General features: G+C 62.3%; 16 protein-coding genes. 5 read left to right on the plus strand and 11 right to left on the minus strand.

The genetic code is table 11. The features are described 5' to 3' along the window. Window positions 1–152: 152 nt before the first annotated feature. The 5 genes from groL to ACIPZH_RS14900 all read right to left on the minus strand — a co-directional run bounded on the left by groL (window position 153) and on the right by ACIPZH_RS14900 (window position 4,781). Window positions 153–1,793 (minus strand): chaperonin GroEL, encoded by a 1,641-nt coding sequence (groL, locus tag ACIPZH_RS14880; protein WP_241804739.1) that lies wholly within the window; start codon window positions 1,791–1,793, stop codon window positions 153–155. A gap of 48 nt (window positions 1,794–1,841) precedes the next feature. Continuing rightward, window positions 1,842–2,135 (minus strand): co-chaperone GroES, encoded by a 294-nt coding sequence (locus ACIPZH_RS14885; RefSeq protein ID WP_009395550.1) that lies wholly within the window; start codon window positions 2,133–2,135, stop codon window positions 1,842–1,844. Between the two features lie 240 nt (window positions 2,136–2,375). After that, entirely contained in the window at window positions 2,376–2,837 is a 462-nt protein-coding gene (locus ACIPZH_RS14890) for an FxsA family protein (RefSeq protein WP_241804738.1), read from the minus strand. A 66-nt stretch (window positions 2,838–2,903) separates the two neighbouring features. Next, window positions 2,904–3,635: a HugZ family protein gene (locus ACIPZH_RS14895; RefSeq protein ID WP_400636699.1), complete on the minus strand. Its 732-nt coding sequence runs from the start codon at window positions 3,633–3,635 to the stop codon at window positions 2,904–2,906. A gap of 135 nt (window positions 3,636–3,770) precedes the next feature. Continuing rightward, complete coding sequence (locus tag ACIPZH_RS14900) at window positions 3,771–4,781, minus strand: DUF481 domain-containing protein (RefSeq protein WP_267821185.1); 1,011 nt, start codon at window positions 4,779–4,781, stop codon at window positions 3,771–3,773. Between the two features lie 152 nt (window positions 4,782–4,933). On the opposite strand from ACIPZH_RS14900, the gene ACIPZH_RS14905 reads away from it, so the two are divergent. Continuing rightward, window positions 4,934–5,287: an MGMT family protein gene (locus ACIPZH_RS14905; RefSeq protein ID WP_241804735.1), complete on the plus strand. Its 354-nt coding sequence runs from the start codon at window positions 4,934–4,936 to the stop codon at window positions 5,285–5,287. 43 nt (window positions 5,288–5,330) lie between these two features. Beyond that, window positions 5,331–6,878, plus strand: a complete 1,548-nt coding sequence (locus tag ACIPZH_RS14910; protein WP_400627646.1) for an AmpG family muropeptide MFS transporter — start codon at window positions 5,331–5,333, stop codon at window positions 6,876–6,878. Window positions 6,879–6,941: 63 nt separating this feature from the next. Here ACIPZH_RS14910 and ACIPZH_RS14915 read toward each other — a convergent pair whose 3' ends face one another. From ACIPZH_RS14915 to ACIPZH_RS14925, 3 genes are all read right to left on the minus strand, one after another. Then, window positions 6,942–8,186: an MFS transporter gene (locus ACIPZH_RS14915; RefSeq protein ID WP_400636700.1), complete on the minus strand. Its 1,245-nt coding sequence runs from the start codon at window positions 8,184–8,186 to the stop codon at window positions 6,942–6,944. 222 nt (window positions 8,187–8,408) lie between these two features. Further along, entirely contained in the window at window positions 8,409–9,251 is an 843-nt protein-coding gene (locus tag ACIPZH_RS14920; protein WP_400627642.1) for a mechanosensitive ion channel family protein, read from the minus strand. A 113-nt stretch (window positions 9,252–9,364) separates the two neighbouring features. Beyond that, the gene (locus tag ACIPZH_RS14925; protein WP_241804731.1) at window positions 9,365–9,850 is read right to left on the minus strand and encodes a YajQ family cyclic di-GMP-binding protein; all 486 of its coding nucleotides are present in this window, start codon (window positions 9,848–9,850) and stop codon (window positions 9,365–9,367) included. A 102-nt stretch (window positions 9,851–9,952) separates the two neighbouring features. Here ACIPZH_RS14925 and ACIPZH_RS14930 point away from each other — a divergent pair, with 102 nt between their 5' ends. The 3 genes from ACIPZH_RS14930 to ACIPZH_RS14940 are packed head-to-tail and all read left to right on the plus strand — an operon-like array spanning window position 9,953 to window position 13,506. Then, window positions 9,953–10,870: a putative 2-dehydropantoate 2-reductase gene (locus ACIPZH_RS14930; RefSeq protein WP_400636702.1), complete on the plus strand. Its 918-nt coding sequence runs from the start codon at window positions 9,953–9,955 to the stop codon at window positions 10,868–10,870. A 37-nt stretch (window positions 10,871–10,907) separates the two neighbouring features. Beyond that, complete coding sequence (locus ACIPZH_RS14935; RefSeq protein ID WP_400627638.1) at window positions 10,908–12,938, plus strand: ATP-binding protein; 2,031 nt, start codon at window positions 10,908–10,910, stop codon at window positions 12,936–12,938. Window position 12,939: 1 nt separating this feature from the next. Further along, window positions 12,940–13,506 carry a cob(I)yrinic acid a,c-diamide adenosyltransferase gene (locus ACIPZH_RS14940; protein ID WP_400627636.1) on the plus strand — a complete coding sequence of 189 codons (567 nt, stop codon included), beginning with the start codon at window positions 12,940–12,942 and terminating at the stop codon, window positions 13,504–13,506. A 40-nt stretch (window positions 13,507–13,546) separates the two neighbouring features. On the opposite strand, the gene ACIPZH_RS14945 is transcribed toward ACIPZH_RS14940, so the two are convergent. The 3 genes from ACIPZH_RS14945 to argJ form a co-directional block, all read right to left on the minus strand. Continuing rightward, window positions 13,547–14,491: a Nudix family hydrolase gene (locus ACIPZH_RS14945; RefSeq protein WP_400636704.1), complete on the minus strand. Its 945-nt coding sequence runs from the start codon at window positions 14,489–14,491 to the stop codon at window positions 13,547–13,549. Then, entirely contained in the window at window positions 14,488–15,120 is a 633-nt protein-coding gene (locus tag ACIPZH_RS14950) for a glutathione S-transferase family protein (RefSeq protein ID WP_400636705.1), read from the minus strand. The genes ACIPZH_RS14945 and ACIPZH_RS14950 overlap by 4 nt, the downstream gene beginning before the upstream one ends. 131 nt (window positions 15,121–15,251) lie before the next feature. Beyond that, window positions 15,252–16,469: a bifunctional glutamate N-acetyltransferase/amino-acid acetyltransferase ArgJ gene (argJ, locus tag ACIPZH_RS14955; protein ID WP_400627630.1), complete on the minus strand. Its 1,218-nt coding sequence runs from the start codon at window positions 16,467–16,469 to the stop codon at window positions 15,252–15,254. Window positions 16,470–16,502: the final 33 nt, after the last annotated feature.

Raw genomic sequence — 16,502 nt, forward strand, 5'->3', positions numbered from 1 at the left:
GGTGTGTAGAGGACTTTCACCTCCAAGTCACCCACTCGGCCACCACAGCCAAGCGGGTTGCGCTGACGCGCAACGCGCCATGCCTGGCGCACAACGAAAAAGCCCCGATTCTCACGAACCGGGGCTTTTCCTGTTACAGGGGTAAGGCTGGCTTACATCATGCCGCCCATACCGCCCATGCCGCCCATGTCTGGCATGCCGCCAGCTGGCTTGTCTTCCGGCAGGTCGGCAACCATGGCTTCGGTGGTGATCATCAGACCGCCGATCGAAGCAGCTGCTTGCAGGGCCGAACGGGTGACCTTGGCTGGGTCAAGGATACCCATCTCGATCATGTCGCCGTATTCGCCGGTAGCAGCGTTGTAGCCGTAGTTACCCGAACCTTGCTTGACCTTGTCGGCCACAACGCTTGGCTCGTCGCCGGCGTTGGCAGTGATCTGGCGCAGCGGCGCTTCAACAGCGCGACGCAGCAGAGCGATACCGACGTTCTGGTCTTCGTTGTCGCCTTTGAGGTCGACAATGGCAGCCAGGGCGCGAACCAGGGCAACACCACCGCCAGGCACCACGCCTTCTTCGACGGCTGCACGGGTAGCGTGCAGGGCGTCTTCAACGCGGGCTTTCTTCTCTTTCATTTCAACTTCGGTGCCAGCACCGACCTTGATCACGGCAACACCGCCAGCCAGCTTGGCCAGACGCTCTTGCAGCTTCTCACGGTCGTAGTCCGAAGACGTTTCCTCGATCTGGGCACGGATCTGCTTGACGCGTGCTTCGATGTCGCCGTCAACGCCAGCACCGTCGATGATGGTGGTGTTTTCCTTGGACAGGATGACGCGCTTGGCGTTACCCAGGTGCTCCAGGGTGGTGGTTTCCAGGGTCAGGCCGATTTCTTCGGAAATGACCTGGCCGCCGGTCAGGACGGCGATGTCCTGCAGCATGGCCTTACGGCGGTCGCCGAAGCCAGGTGCCTTGACTGCGGCAACCTTGACGATACCGCGCATGTTGTTGACGACCAGGGTAGCCAGGGCTTCGCCTTCGACGTCTTCAGCAACGATCAGCAGTGGGCGGCCGGCCTTGGCAACGGCTTCCAGCACTGGCAGCAGCTCACGGATGTTGGAGATCTTCTTGTCGACCAGCAGCAGCAGCGGGCTTTCCAGCTCGGCAACCATGGTGTCTGGCTTGTTGACGAAGTAAGGCGACAGGTAGCCGCGGTCGAACTGCATGCCTTCTACGACGGACAGTTCGTTTTCCAGGCCCGAGCCTTCTTCAACGGTGATCACGCCTTCTTTGCCGACTTTTTCCATGGCTTCGGCGATGATTTCACCGATGGAGTTGTCGGAGTTGGCGGAGATGGTGCCTACCTGAGCGATGGCCTTGGAGTCGGCGCATGGCTTGGACAGGTTTTTCAGCTCGGCGACGACTGCAGCGGTAGCCTTGTCGATACCGCGCTTGAGGTCCATCGGATTCATGCCGGCAGCGACGGCCTTCAGGCCTTCGTTGACGATGGCCTGAGCCAGAACGGTCGCAGTGGTGGTGCCGTCACCGGCAGCATCGTTGGCCTTGGAAGCGACTTCCTTGACCAGCTGGGCGCCCATGTTCTCGAAAGCGTCTTTGAGCTCGATCTCTTTGGCGACGGAAACGCCGTCCTTGGTGATGGTCGGCGCGCCGAAGCTCTTGGCCAGGACGACGTTGCGGCCTTTCGGGCCCAGGGTCGCTTTTACCGCGTCAGCCAGAACGTTGACACCAACGAGCATTTTTTTGCGGGCGGAATCGCCGAATTTTACGTCTTTAGCAGCCATGATCGTTTAATCCTTGAAATTCTTTGGAGTAACGGGAAGTCGGGTAAATCAGCCTTCGACAACGGCGAGGATTTCGTTCTCGCTCATTACCAGCAGGTCTTCGCCATCGACTTTCACGGTGTTGCTGCCCGAGTAAGGGCCGAAAACCACTTTGTCACCCACTTTGACGGCCAGCGCACGTACTTCGCCGTTGTCCAGGATGCGACCGGTGCCGACGGCGACAACTTCGCCACGGTTTGGTTTTTCAGCGGCCGAACCCGGCAGGACGATACCGCCAGCGGTTTTCGATTCTTCTTCGCTGCGACGGATGACTACGCGGTCATGCAGAGGACGAAGCTTCATTGTCGATCTCTCCCAATTTGTGGTTTTCATCGGCCGGTGTCGACACCGGCGGGTTGATGCGGTCCGGCGTTGCCGGGGTGGCCCGCGACGGGCGAACCACCTGTGTATTGTCCGGTGTTGCCACCAGAAACCTTGCGGTGACCACATACATGAGGCCGGCAGGATCAATTACAAGGCTTGCTGCAGAAATTTTTTCAACGAGCAGAAATGCCTGGGGCCGCAAAGCGGCCCCAGGGATGTCTATTTGTCGCGACGTTCGTACTCGCCTTCGATCACATTGGGCCGGTGGCCGCTGTCGCGCGGCTGTGCCTGAAAGGGGTCATCCTGAAACGCCCGCTGACGCATGGCCTGGGCCTCGGCACGCTGACGCATCTTGCGCGCAGCAAAGTGGCGGGTGAAGGGCAACAGGCAGAGCAGGCCCAGCACGTCACTGATGAAGCCCGGGAGCAGCAGCAGGCCACCGCCCACCGCCAGCATCAGGCCCTGGAACATGTCCTCGGCAGGCAGTTCGCCACGTTGCAGGCTTTCACGGGCACGCAAGGCAGTGGCCAGGCCGGCCACACGCATGACCAGCACACCCAGGGCGGAGCCTGCGATGATCAGCAGCAGCGCCGGGAAGAAACCGATGGCTGCGCTGACCTTGACGAAGACGAACAACTCCAGCACAGGGAAAAGCAGAAACAGCAGTAGAAAAGCACGCATCAAGGATTCCTCGACGGAAGACTATCTTCCTTTAAGACCATCAGATGGATGCGTGCGCTCGGTTTTTCAAGCTTCGATTTCTGCCGGGGCCGGCCATTGGTCGGCGCGCGCCAGTAAAACCAAGGCCTCGCGAACTTGTGTCGGCGTATTGCAATTGCTTGGAAAAGCCAGCCAGTGGATACCTTGGCCGATACGCAGGTGCATGCCTTCACTGTCGATGCCGACCAACTGCGCTGGCGCGCTGCGCGGCAAATCGCTCAATTCTACGTAGTGGGCGATGGCGTTGGCATGGTCGCTGTTCATGTGCTCGATCATGCTGGCCTCGGCCTTGCCGGCGAAGGGATTGGCCAGCGTCACTTGGTCGAGCCAGTGGATCGCGCCGAAGCCACCTATGTACCGATGACGCACCGGCTGCAGCACCCAGAAGTCGAAGTCGTGCGCCTTGTGGTAGTTGGCGGCTTCGGGGAAGTAACGGTAGTAGCGTTCGGCAGCGGCGTCGACGGCCGCTTCGTCCAGCAGTTTGTGCGCCTCGGCCATGATGGTCAGGCGGCCCACGGCCTGCACGTCCTCAGCCTCTCGCTCCCCCACCAGCAAGGAGCACTTTGGGTCTTTCTGCAGGTTGTGGGTGTGCTGGGCGATGCGGCTGATGAGGATCAGCGGGTTGCCCTCGGCATCCAGGCAGTAGGGCACCACAGAGCCGAAAGGGAAGCCAGGCATGGACTTGGAATGGGTCGAGAGTACACCGCGGTACTCCTTGAGCAGCAGTTCCCGGGCGGGGCGGATGGCCTTTTGACTCACGTCTTACTCCTCGGCAGGGGGCTAGGGGCCCTTAAGCTTCAAGCTTCAAGCTGCAAGCTGCAAGAAAAAGCGGGAGCGAGGTGTCATGCCATCTGCTTTCGCTTGGAGCTTGCAGCTTGAAGCTTGAAGCTGCGCTTACCAGGTCACGCCAAAGCCTGCGGTGTAGCGCGTCTTGTCCAGGTCACTCTCACGCGTGCCAGTGATGATGTCCTTTTCAGCCTTGAGGTTGAGCGAGGCCCATTCGGTCACTTTGTAGCGCAGCCCCACCTCCGCATCGAGCGAATAGTCAGCTACGCCACCCAGAGGCTTGGCGAACTCACCGTTGGTGAACAGCTGGACATTCTTGCCGATCAGATAACGGGTGTAGTCCCACTTCACCGCTGCCGCATAGAAGTTGTCCTTGCTGCCATCCTGGTATTCGAAGTCGGTGCGGTTGATCAAAGAGCCGAGGGAGAACGCGCCCAGTTCGTCATCCCAGAACTGGTAACCGGGGCCGGTACCCACGGTGCGCTGGCGCGCCAGATCCTCGATGTGATCACGCTTGTACTCAAGACGGCCCTGCCAGAACCACTTCTCGGTGATAAAGCGATCGAGCGCGTACTCCGCGCTCCAGTTGTTGGTCGTGGTGACCTCATCCTTGGTCTCGCGGTTGTACTCGCCTTCAGCGTTGTGCCGCCAACGGCCATGGCGGGCCGTGGTCTTGAAGCCGATGTCATAGTCATCGGTATCGTTCTCCGCGCGTTTATAGTCCAGCGCGGCATCGACATTGCCTTTCCAGACCAAGTCCTCGACCACAGGCTTGGGCTTCATGATCTGCTCGATGCTGGCAAGCTCGACAGTCTTGGGCGCGTCACCATTGGCCAGGGTCACCTTGCCCGGTTCAGCGGCCTTCAACGACTTGGCCCGTTCCCCGTTGTAGGCATCCTGCTTGACCAGCAACTCCTGGTCGCTCTCCAAGGTCTGAACCTGTTTCCAGTCCAGCGAGATAGAGCCACCGTACGGGGTCTCCAGCAACAACTTGCCACCGTCAAAAACGCGAATCTTGCCGCTCAAGCGGTCACCGTTCTTCATCCACACGGTGTCGGCGAACGCAGAAGAAGCGCACAAGGAAACGGTCAGCAGGCACAGCAAGGATCTAGAATGCATAAGCGAAATACAGGTTCGATTAGACGAATGAGCCGGGCATTATCCGGATGCGGACGACCAGAGCAAGGAAAGACCCACCACCATGGCGTTGAGTTCAATACGCATTTACCGTGGCCATTGGTCCGGTTTCACTTCAGGCCAGGGCTGCCGGGATGTCTGAGGGATATGAGCACGCGCTGGAAACACCCGAGGCCCGACGAACGGCGCTTTATTCGGTACTGGGGCAGGTGCCTGCCGGCAAGGTGGTCAGCTACGGTCAGCTCGCCGAATTGGCAGGGCTTGGCCGAGCGGCGCGTTGGGTTGGCAGGACCCTTGGCCAGCTTCCTGCGGACACCCGCCTGCCGTGGCACCGAGTGCTGGGTGCCGGCGGCCGTCTGAGCCTGGCGCTGGGCACGCCATCGGGTGACGAACAAAGGGCGCGGCTGCGTGCGGAGGGCGTGAATGTAGCCAATAATCGTGTGGATATGATGCGCCATGGCTGGCGCCCGATGGAGCACAGCGGTTAGAGTGCGCGTTTTGTTTTCGCAAACTTGAGGCAGATGTTGGCCCATGCCCCGTAAAACCTGGCGCGCTGCGCTCGCTGCCTATGCCAGCCCGTCAACCCTGGTGCTTCTGCTGCTCGGCTTCGCTGCCGGTCTGCCCTACATGCTGGTGTTTTCGACCCTGTCGGTGTGGCTGCGCGAAGCTGGCGTGGCGCGCGAAACCATTGGCTACGCCAGCCTGATCGGCCTGGCCTATGCCTTCAAATGGGTATGGTCCCCGCTGCTCGATCAGTGGCGGCTGCCGCTGCTCGGTGGGCTGGGTCGGCGGCGCTCGTGGCTGTTGCTGTCACAGGCACTGGTGGTGATCGGCCTGGTGGGCATGAGCCTGTGTGACCCGCAACAGCACCTGTCGTGGCTGATCGCTCTGGCCGTGCTGGTCGCGTTCGCGTCTGCCACCCAGGACATCGCCGTCGACGCCTACCGCCTGGAGATTGCCGACGATCAACGTCAGGCCGCCCTGGCCGCAAGCTATATGGCTGGTTACCGGATCGCTGCGCTGCTGGCCACCGCTGGCGCCCTGTTCTTTGCCGAATGGTTCGGTTCCACGGGCTTCAGCTACCTGCACAAGGCCTGGGCCGGCACTTACGTCCTGTTCGGTGTGATGATGCTGCCTGCGCTGTTCACCACGCTGGTAATGCGCGAACCTCCCGTGCCCCTGCGCACCCAGTTGTCGGCAGCGCGCTACGGGCTTATCCACCAACTGGCTTCGGTGTTCGTGCTGATCATCCTGTTGGTATCGGTGCCGGCAAGCTTCACCCAGCTGTTCAACACCGATTGGGCCAGCGTCATCTTCGGCGATGCCACACCACTGGACCTGCTGCTCGAAGACCGCGCTTTCCTGCGCCTTATCCTCTACGTACTGCTGAGCTGGGCGTGCCTGTCGGGCATGGGCCGTCGCGGCCTGGCGCCAGTGCTGACGCCAGTCAATGATTTCATCACCCGTTACCGCTGGCAGGCCCTTCTGCTGCTGGGGCTGATCGCCACCTACCGGATGTCGGACACGGTGATGGGCGTCATGGCCAACGTGTTTTACATCGACATGGGCTTCACCAAGGACCAGATTGCCAGCGTCAGCAAGATCTTCGGCCTGATCATGACCTTGGTGGGCGCAGGCGCAGGTGGGCTGCTGATCGTGCGCTTCGGCATCCTGCCGATCCTGTTCATCGGCGGTGCGGCTTCGGCGGCGACCAACATCCTGTTCCTGATGCTGGCCGATATGGGGCCGAACCTGCAAATGCTGGTGGTGACCATTTCCCTGGACAACTTCAGCTCGGGCCTGGCGACATCGGCGTTCGTCGCCTACCTGTCGAGCCTGACCAACCTGAAGTTCTCGGCCACGCAATATGCCCTGCTCAGCTCGATCATGCTGTTGTTGCCACGCCTGATCGGCGGCTATTCGGGGGTGATCGTCGAGAAGTTCGGTTATCACGACTTCTTCCTGATCACCGCCCTGCTGGGTGTACCGACCCTGATCCTGATCGCCTTGCAATGGCGACAGGAAGCGGGCCGCGGGAAACAGGCACCGGTGGATAACTCGGCAACCGAACAGCCCTGAGGGACACTCGCGGACGTTACCAGCCCCATCGCCGGCTTGCCGGCAATGGGGCCACTGCTATCGCTACTGAGCGACAGCACCCTCATCAGGCCGGCCACCTACCACAGACCACAAAGGCCAGAGCGCCAGCGCCCCCGCTACCCCTGCCGCCAGTGCGAAGTGCATCAAGCTCGCCCCCGCCCCGATCATGGCCATGAGCGCCCCGCCCAGGCCCAACAAGGCAATGGTGATCATCCCCAGCATCGCAGACACCAAACCTTTGCTCTGATCGCTGGAGAACAGCGTCATGCGGTACAGCACCGCATTGGCCACGCCCAGGCCCAGCGCATACAGCGACATGCCCGCCACCACGCTGGTCACGCTGGGCCAGTACCAGGTGGCTAGCACCATCAGGCCCAAACCTGCCAGGTACGGCCACAGCGCGCCGCGCACCAGCGCCGGCAGCGGATAGCGGTCAGCGATGCGGTTGATGATCAGGTTACCCAGGATCAGCCCACCGAATACCGGCAACTGCCACAGGGCGTATTCCATGGTGCTGAGCCCCTCGTCGTGAATAAGCAACACGGGAGAGAGGCCGATCCAGCCGATCAGCGGCAGGCCCACCAGGCCCAACGCCGCGCTGCCAGCGACGAAACGCCGGTTGGCGAGCAACTGGCCATAGCCCGCCAGTAGCGGCAGCAGGTGGATCGGCGTGAACGGCAGGCGGGAGCCGTCGCGCCGCTCCACACCCAAGGTCTCGGGCATCAAGCGGTACAGCAGCCCCCACACCAACACCGCACCGGCGGCGAACGCCACGAACAGCCAGCGCCAGTCCAGCCATTGCAAAATCAAGGTACCCACCAGCGGGCCGAGCAGTGGCGACAGCAAGGCAATATTGGCCAGCAACGCCATCATCCGCACCGCATCGGCCTCGCTGAACGCTTCGTTCAGGGCCGGGTAGCTGACCGTCACCACAAAGCCCAGGCCGATGCCCTGCAATAGCCGCAGCAGGTTGAAAAGGCCAATGTCCTGCACCCAATAGGTGGCCAGGCAAGCGGCACCAAACAGCGCGCAACCGGCCAGCAGCAGTGGACGACGACCATAACGGTCGGCCAGCGGGCCGATCAGCCACTGCAATACCACACCACCGAGCAGGTACAGGTTCAATGCGTGGGGGATGTATTCGGGGCTGGCGTTCAGGTGGTCGACCACCACCGGCATGGCCGGCATGACAGCGTCGCTAGCAAGGTAGGTCAGCAGTTCGAACAGGGCCAGGGTCAGGCCGAACAACAGGGCTCTGAGAGGGGTGATGTACAGCAATGGTTTCATGGTGAGTATCGGTGCAAAGGCAGGTGGGGCTAGGCTATATGCCAGAAATGACGCGGCTTGGCTGTGAACAAGTGTAACGACAAGGGGCCGCTGCGCGCCCCAATCGCCGGCTAGCCGGCCCCCACAGGCTCACTGCAAACATCCGGCGCAGTGCATTACCTGTGAGAGCCGGCTCGCCGGCGATTGGGCCGCACGGCGGCCCCCCTGTCAGAACCCGGAGCGTTACTGCACGGCTGGCTCCTGGACCACTCGAATCACCCGCTGCGGGAACGGAATGTCGATGCCTTCAGCCTTCAGGCGATCACGCGCATGTTCATTGAGCATGAACATCACATCCCAGTAATCGCTGGTCTTGGTCCACAGGCGCAGCGAAACGGTGATCGAGCTGTCACCCAGGGTCGACACCACGGCCTGCGGCGCAGGGTCAGCCAACACGCGAGGGTCCTGCGCAAGCTCGAGCAGGACGTTGCGCGCCACCTGCAGGTCGGCCTCGTAATCCACACCCACGTCGAACACCACCTTGCGGGTCGGCTGACGGTTGGTGTTGGTGATGATGCCGTTGGACAGGCTGCCGTTAGGCATGATCACTGTCTTGTTGTCACCGGTGCGCAACACGGTGTGGAAGATCTGAATGCTGTCTACCGTTCCCGCCACGCCCTGCGCCTCGATCCAGTCGCCGATGCGGAACGGGCGGAACATCAGGATCAGCACGCCGCCGGCGAAGTTCGCCAGGCTGCCTTGCAAGGCCAGGCCGATGGCCAGGCCGGCGGCACCGATGGCAGCGACGAAGGAGGTGGTTTCGATGCCGATCATCGACGCCACGCTGACCACCAGCAGCACTTTCAGCACGATGTTGGCCAAGGTGCTGATGAAGCCCTGCAGCGCCAGGTCGGCGTTACGCAGCCCCACCAGTTTGCCCAGGCGGGCGCTGACCTTGTTGACGATCCACCAGCCGACCGCCAGGGTCAGCAGTGCCAGCAGCACACGGCTGCCGTATTCCATGATCAAAGGGATCCAGGTCTGCGACTGGCGGACCAGCTGGTCGACTTCAGCGTTCAAATCCATGTTCATCTCCTGGTACCGAACGGCACGTACACGTAAAACCGGCCACCACACTATCAGCGGCCATGGCCCCCATGGACATCATTGCGCCATCGGGGTTCCTGGTGACACCAGGATCAGTCGCGGAAGTTGTTGAACTGCAGCGGCATGTCGAACTCTTTGGCACGCAAGGCAGCGATGGCTTCCTGCAGGTCATCCCGCTTCTTGCCGGTCACCCGCACCTGCTCACCCTGGATGGCAGCCTGGACCTTGAGCTTGGCATCCTTGATGTGGGCGACGATTTTCTTGGCCAGCTCTTTGTCGATGCCTTCGCGGAACGTGGCTTCCTGCTTCATTTCCTTGCCCGAGGCGTAGGCGTCTTTGACTTCCAGGCATTTGACGTCGATCTTGCGCTTGACCAGCGCCAGGCGCAGGATTTCGATCATCGCCTCGAGCTGGAACTGAGCCTCGGCAGTCAGCAGCACGGTCTGTTCCTTGTCCTTGAACTCGAAGCTGCCCTTGCCTTTGAGGTCGTAACGACGGTCGAGCTCCTTGATGGCGTTTTCCACAGCGTTCTGCACTTCGTGCTTGTCCAGTTCCGATACCACGTCGAACGAAGGCATGGTTGTTCTCCATAAAATAAAAGCGCGCTCAGTCTGAAGATGGAGCGCGTCGGGGTTTGAAGGTTAAAATGCGGGCTTATTATAACGGGTTGCGAAACGCAGATGAGCAGCACCTGGCATATTCTCGGCGCCGGAAGCCTCGGCACCCTCTGGGCTTGCCGGCTGGCACGGGCCGGCAAGGCGGTGCGCCTGATTCTGCGCGATCGTCAGCGGTTGCAGGCCTATGAACAGGCTGGCGGCTTGACCCTGGTCGAACAGGACCACCCCAACCATTACGCGATCCCTGCCGAAACCGCCGCTTCCAACGGGCCGGTGCACCGCCTGCTGGTGGCGTGCAAGGCCTACGACGCAGCACCTGCCATCGCACAGCTGGCCCCGCGCCTGGCCGCTGGCGCTGAAATCGTGCTGCTGCAGAACGGCCTGGGCAGCCAGGACGAAGTCGCCGATCAGGTACCGCTGGCCCGCTGCATCTTCGCCTCCAGCACCGAGGGTGCGTTCCGCGAGGACGACTGGCGGGTACGTTTCGCCGGCCACGGTTTCAACTGGCTGGGCGACCCGGCCAACCCCGCCGCGCCGGAGTGGTTCGACGAGCTCCACGACGCCGGCATCCCGGCTCAATGGACCGTGGACATACTGACCCGCCTGTGGCGCAAACTTGCGCTCAATTGCGCGATAAACCCCCTGACCGTACTGCATGACTGCCAGAACGGCGGGCTGCTGGGGCATCTTGGCGAAATCGATGGGCTGATAGCAGAACTGGGCGAGCTGCTGGGCCGCTGTGGCCAGCCCCAAGCTGCCGATGACCTGGGCGAAGAAGTCCATCGGGTGATTCTCGCCACGTCAGCCAACTACTCTTCCATGTATCAGGATGTGCGTGCTGGCCGGCGTACCGAGGTGCACTACCTGCTTGGCCACGCCTGCCGCGCAGCCACGCGCCATGGCATGGTGCTGCCTCGGCTGGAACGCCTGCACCAGAGACTGGTCGATAACCTGCGTGCACGTGGCTTGCCAAGCGCCTGACGCGCCCTTTCAACCGGATACGGACATTGCCTAGCCCATGACCTTGCGCCAACGCCTGGAAAACCTCCCGGTCGGGCAGAAGCTGCTGGCCGCCCTGCTGGTGCTGCTGGTGACCATCCTGCTGGTGGCCAACCTGACATTCATCAGCGCCGCCTACTGGATCACCCAGGAGAGCATGGCGCCGCAAGCGTTGCAGACCATCGGCCGCCTGGTCGCCAACCCTCAGTTGGCTGCACGTGCCGGCGAATCCCCGGACGCTGCCACGGCACTGCTCAAAGAGCTGGACAGCTATACGCCGCTGCGCGCTGCGGCGGTCTATGGTGGCGATGGTCGCATGCTGGCCCAGTTGCAACATGGCGACCCGCTTGCCCTGCCCAAGCGTTATCGAAACATCGACAGCTGGCGCTTGATGGAATTTCGCAGCACCGAACTGATCCGTATCCCCCGTGATGCCCGCCCGCCTGCACACCTGCTGCTGGTAGCCAGCAGCGAACTGCCCACCGCGTTCTATACGGGCACTCTGAGTGCCAGCCTGGCGATCCTGGTATTCAGCATTCTGTTATGGCTGGTCATCGCCCGGCAGATCAAGCGCCTGATCACGCAGCCGATCAATCAGCTCGAAGAACTCAGCCGCCAGGTTACCCGCGAAGAAAGCTACGCGCTGCGCGCCAAACGGGGCAACGACGATGAGATCGGCAGCCTCGCCGATGCCTTCAACACCATGCTGTCGCGCATCGAGGCGCGCGAGCAGCAACTCAAGCGCACCCGCGACGAATTCCAGGACGCTTACGACCAGGCCCAGGGCCTGGCCGAGGAAACCCGCCATACCAACCGCAAGCTGGAACTGGAAGTCCAGGTGCGCAGCAAGATCGAGAAAAAACTCACCGGCTTTCAGAATTATCTCAACAGCATTATCGACTCCATGCCTTCGGCGCTGATCGCCCTCGACGAGCAGCTCTATGTCACCCAGTGGAATCACGAGGCCACGGTGCTCTCCGGCACGCCGCTGGACGAAGCGCTGAATCAGCCGATCTTCATCGCTTTCGAGCCGCTCAAGCCGTTCCTGCCGCAGCTCAAGGAAACCGTGGAAAAACACCGTGTCGCCAAGATCGAGCGGGTGACCTGGGCCAAAGGCGATGACTTGCGCCACTACGCCCTGACCTTCTATCCACTGATGGGTGGCGGCGGTCGCGGCGTGGTCATCCGCATCGACGACATCACCCAGCGCCTGTCGCTGGAGGAGATGATGGTGCAATCTGAAAAGATGCTTTCGGTCGGCGGCCTGGCGGCCGGCATGGCGCACGAAATCAACAACCCCCTGGGGGCGATCCTGCATAACGTGCAGAACATCCGCAGGCGATTGTCACCGGAGCTGCCACGCAACCAGGAGCAAGCCGACGAGCTGGGCATCGACCTGCCCAGCGTCAATCGCTACCTGGAGAGCCGCGAAGTGCCGCAACTGCTGGACGGCATTCAGCAGGCCGGCGCCCGGGCGGCCAAGATCGTCACCCATATGCTCAGTTTCAGCCGCCGCAGCAACCGCCAACTGGCACCCTGTGACCTGCCGGCATTGATCGACCAGGCCGTTGAAATCGCCGGTAACGACTTCGACCTGGCCATCGGTTTCGATTTCAAAGGCCAGGCCATTGTCCGTCAGTTCGACCCCAACCTAGGGCCGGTGCCGTGCACCGCCAACGAGCTGGAGCAAGTGCTGCTCAACCTGCTGAAGAATGCCGCCCAAGCCATTCACCAACGGCCTCAACCCTGCGAGCCAGGAAGGATCACCTTGCGCACCCGGCTCAGCCCCCCGTGGGCCGAGATCCAGGTCGAGGACAACGGCGTCGGCATGCCCGAAGCAGTCCGCAAGCGCACCTTCGAGCCGTTCTTCACCACCAAGGAAATCGGCCAGGGCACCGGGCTCGGGTTGTCGGTTTCCTACTTCATCATCACCAATAACCACAAGGGGCAGATGGAAGTGCATTCCACGCCCGGCCAGGGCACTTGCTTCACCCTGCGCCTGCCCCTCGGTCAGCCCTCTGCGGCGGCCCCGAACCAGACGGAGACATGACATGGGCTATCGCCTGTCGAAAATCTACACCCGCACCGGCGACACAGGTGAAACCGGCCTGGGCGATGGGCGCAGAGTGCCCAAGGACCATCCGCGAATCGAGGCCATCGGCGAGGTGGACAGCCTCAACAGCCAGCTTGGGCTGTTGCTGGCCGGTTTGGCAGAACAAGGCCTGGATGAGGTCAGCGAGGTTCTGGCGCCTTGCCAGCATCGCCTGTTCGACCTCGGCGGCGAGTTGGCGATGCCCAGTTACAAGGCATTGAACGAGGCCGAGGTGCAACGGCTTGAGGCCGCCATCGATGAGTGGAACGAGGAGCTGGGACCGCTGACGAACTTTATCCTGCCCAGTGGCTCGGCGCTGGTCGCCCAGGCGCACGTCTGCCGAAGCCTGGCGCGCAGTGCGGAGCGACGCTGCCAGCAATTGAATGCGGTTGAGCCTCTGGAAGGTGTGGGGCTGGCGTATATCAATCGCCTTTCCGATCTGCTGTTCGTGGCGGCGCGGATCATCGGGCGGCGGCAGGGCATTGCCGAAGTGTTGTGGCAGGCTGCGCGAAAGCCAGCAGGCTGAAACCGCAAGGGGCTGCGTGGCAGCCCCTGCGATAGCCGGTTCAGGTCTCAGGCCAAAAGGCCCGAATCCCGGCAACACCTTGCGCCCCGGCTTCCCAGGCCTGCTCACGCGCCTGTGGCCCTACACCACCGAGCAGGAACACCGGCTTGCCGAAGCCGGCAATCAAGCGCTGAGCCTCATCCCACCCCAGCGGCGCGGCTTGAGGATGGGTCTCCGTCGCCTGCACTGGCGACAGCGTGACGAAATCCACGCCCATCTGCTCAGCCAGCGCCAGCTCTTCAGCACTGTGGCAGGACGCTGCCAGCCAACGCTCTTTAGGGAAAGGCCGACCCTTGGCGGCATATTTACGCAGTTGCGCAGCCGTCAGGTGCCAGCCAGCCGAGGGGAAGTCGCCCAACCACTCCAGCGGCCCCTTGAGCATCAACTGGGCCTTGCCCGCACATAGCCCCACTGCATCCACCGCCACATCGCGGTACTTGGGGTCGTACATGTCCGGCGCACGCAACTGGATCAGGCGGATACCGGCGGCGACTGCCTTCTGTATCCCCTTGAGCAGCTCGGGCACGTCCAGGCCGTCCGGGGTGATCAAGTACTGATCGGGCAGGCGCGCGGCGGCCACGATCGGCTTGTTGGCCTCGGGGAACTCATACTGCGGCAAGTCCCTTGGCGACACCCAGGCCAGCGGCTGGCCTTCAGCGCCATGGGGTTCGCCGGTGAACGCTTCGACCTCACGGACATCGAGCAATACCTGCTTGTCCGGGTAGTCGTGGCTGACCTTGATCAGCGCCCGAGAACGGGTCACCTGGATTCCCAGCTCTTCGCGAAGCTCCCGAGCCAGCGCCGCTTCGACGCTTTCGCCCTCCTCCACCTTACCGCCGGGGAATTCCCACAGGCCGCCCTGATGCTGGCTGCCGGCGCGTCGGGCAATGAGGATGCGGCCGTCTGTACCGCGAATGACACCTGCTGCTACATGAATCCGTTTCACCCTTCACGCTCCGCCAGGCCTGCTTGCTGCCAGGCCTTGAAGGCTGGCCATTGGTAAATGGTTTCGACATAGCTCGCAGCCTGCGCTGGCACCTCTACACGGTAAGCGCGCAGACGCACGGCAACCGGAGCGAAGAAGGCATCGGCCAGGGTCGGCTTGCCGAACAGGAACGGGCCACTGTCCTTGGCCACCAGACGGCATTCGGACCACAGCGCGACGATACGGTCGATATCCACCTGCACATCCAGCGGGATGTTTTCCAGCGCCTCGTCCCGGGAAAGATCGAACGGCATGGCGCCACGCAGGGCGAAGAAACCGCTGTGCATCTGCGCGCAGGCCGAACGGGCCTGGGCACGGGCGGCAATATCGACAGGCCACAGCTGCGCCTCGGGGTGGCGCTCGTTGAGGTATTCGGCGATGGCCAGGGAGTCGGCGATCACCCCGTGCTCGGTCTTGAGCAGCGGCACCTTGCCGGTGGAGGAAAATGCGAGAAGGCGCTGACGGGTGTCGGGCTGGTCGAGTTTGATCAGGGTCTCTTCATAGGGAACGCCGGCCAGCTCAAGCGCCAGGGCGCCGCGTAGCGACCAGGAAGAATACAGCTTGTCGCCGATGATCAGGTGATAGCTCATGGGTCGGCTCCGATGATGTGGCAATGTCGGTGGGCCTGAGGCTGCAGTGCAGCCTGTCGCCGGCTAGCCGGCTCCCTGCTGCTCAGTGCAATGACTGTGGGAGGCGGCGCGCCGGCGATGAGGCCGTTGGATCAGGTACGGTATTCGGCGTTGATCTTGACGTATTCGTGGGACAGGTCGGTGGTCCAGATGGTTTCGCTGCACTGGCCACGGCCCAGCTCGATACGGATGGTGATCTCTTCCTGGGCCATCACCGCCGAGCCCTGCTCTTCGGTATAACTCGGGCTGCGGCCGCCTTTGCTGGCGATACACACAGTGTCGAGGTACACGTCGATCAGGCTTACATCCAGCGCAGGCACACCGGCGCGTCCTACGGCAGCGAGGATGCGGCCCCAGTTCGGGTCGGAGGCGAACAGCGCGGTCTTGATCAGCGGCGAGTGAGCCACGGCGTAACCGACATCCAGGCATTCCTGATGGTTGCCACCGCCATTGACCTGCACGGTCACGAACTTGGTAGCGCCCTCGCCGTCACGGACGATGGCCTGTGCCACTTCCATGCACACTTCGAACACCGCCTTCTTCAGTGCGTCGAACAACGCGCCGCTGGCCTCGGTGACTTCCGGCAGGCCCGCTTTGCCCGTGGCGATCAGCATGCAGCAGTCATTGGTCGAGGTGTCGCCATCGATGGTGATGCGGTTGAACGACTTGTTGGCGCCGTCGAGCATCAGGTCCTTGAGCACGGCCGGGGCGACTTTGGCGTCGGTGGCGATATAGCCGAGCATGGTGGCCATGTTCGGGCGGATCATGCCGGCGCCTTTGCTGATACCGGTGACCGTCACGGTCACGCCTTCGTGCTGGAACTGACGGCTGGCACCCTTGGGCAGGGTGTCGGTGGTCATGATGCCCGTGGCGGCTTCAGCCCAGTTATTTTCCGACAGGTTGTCCAAAGCGGCCTGCAGGGCACCTTCGATCTTTTCGACCGGGAGCGGCTCTCCGATCACACCGGTGGAGAATGGCAACACCGACTCGGCAGGCACGCCGGCCAGTTCCGCCAGCTTGGCGCAGGTACGCTCAGCGGCGGCCAGCCCCGGCGCACCGGTACCTGCGTTGGCGTTGCCAGTGTTGGTCAGCAGGTAACGCACAGTGCCCTGAACACGTTGCTTGGCGAGGATCACCGGTGCTGCGCAGAAGGCGTTGAGGGTGAATACGCCTGCCACGCTGGAGCCCTCGGCGCAGCGCATGACCACCACATCCTTGCGCCCTGGGCGCTTGATGCCGGCAGAAGCGATGCCGAGTTCAAAACCCGGAACCGGATGCAGGGTGGGCAAAGGACCAAGACCAACAGCCATTAGAGCGCTCCTAGAAAAACGGTGAAGTGATAA

The sequence above is a fragment of the Pseudomonas sp. NPDC089758 genome, assembly GCF_044748705.1.
Classification (GTDB): Bacteria; Pseudomonadota; Gammaproteobacteria; order Pseudomonadales; family Pseudomonadaceae; genus Aquipseudomonas; species Aquipseudomonas putida_X.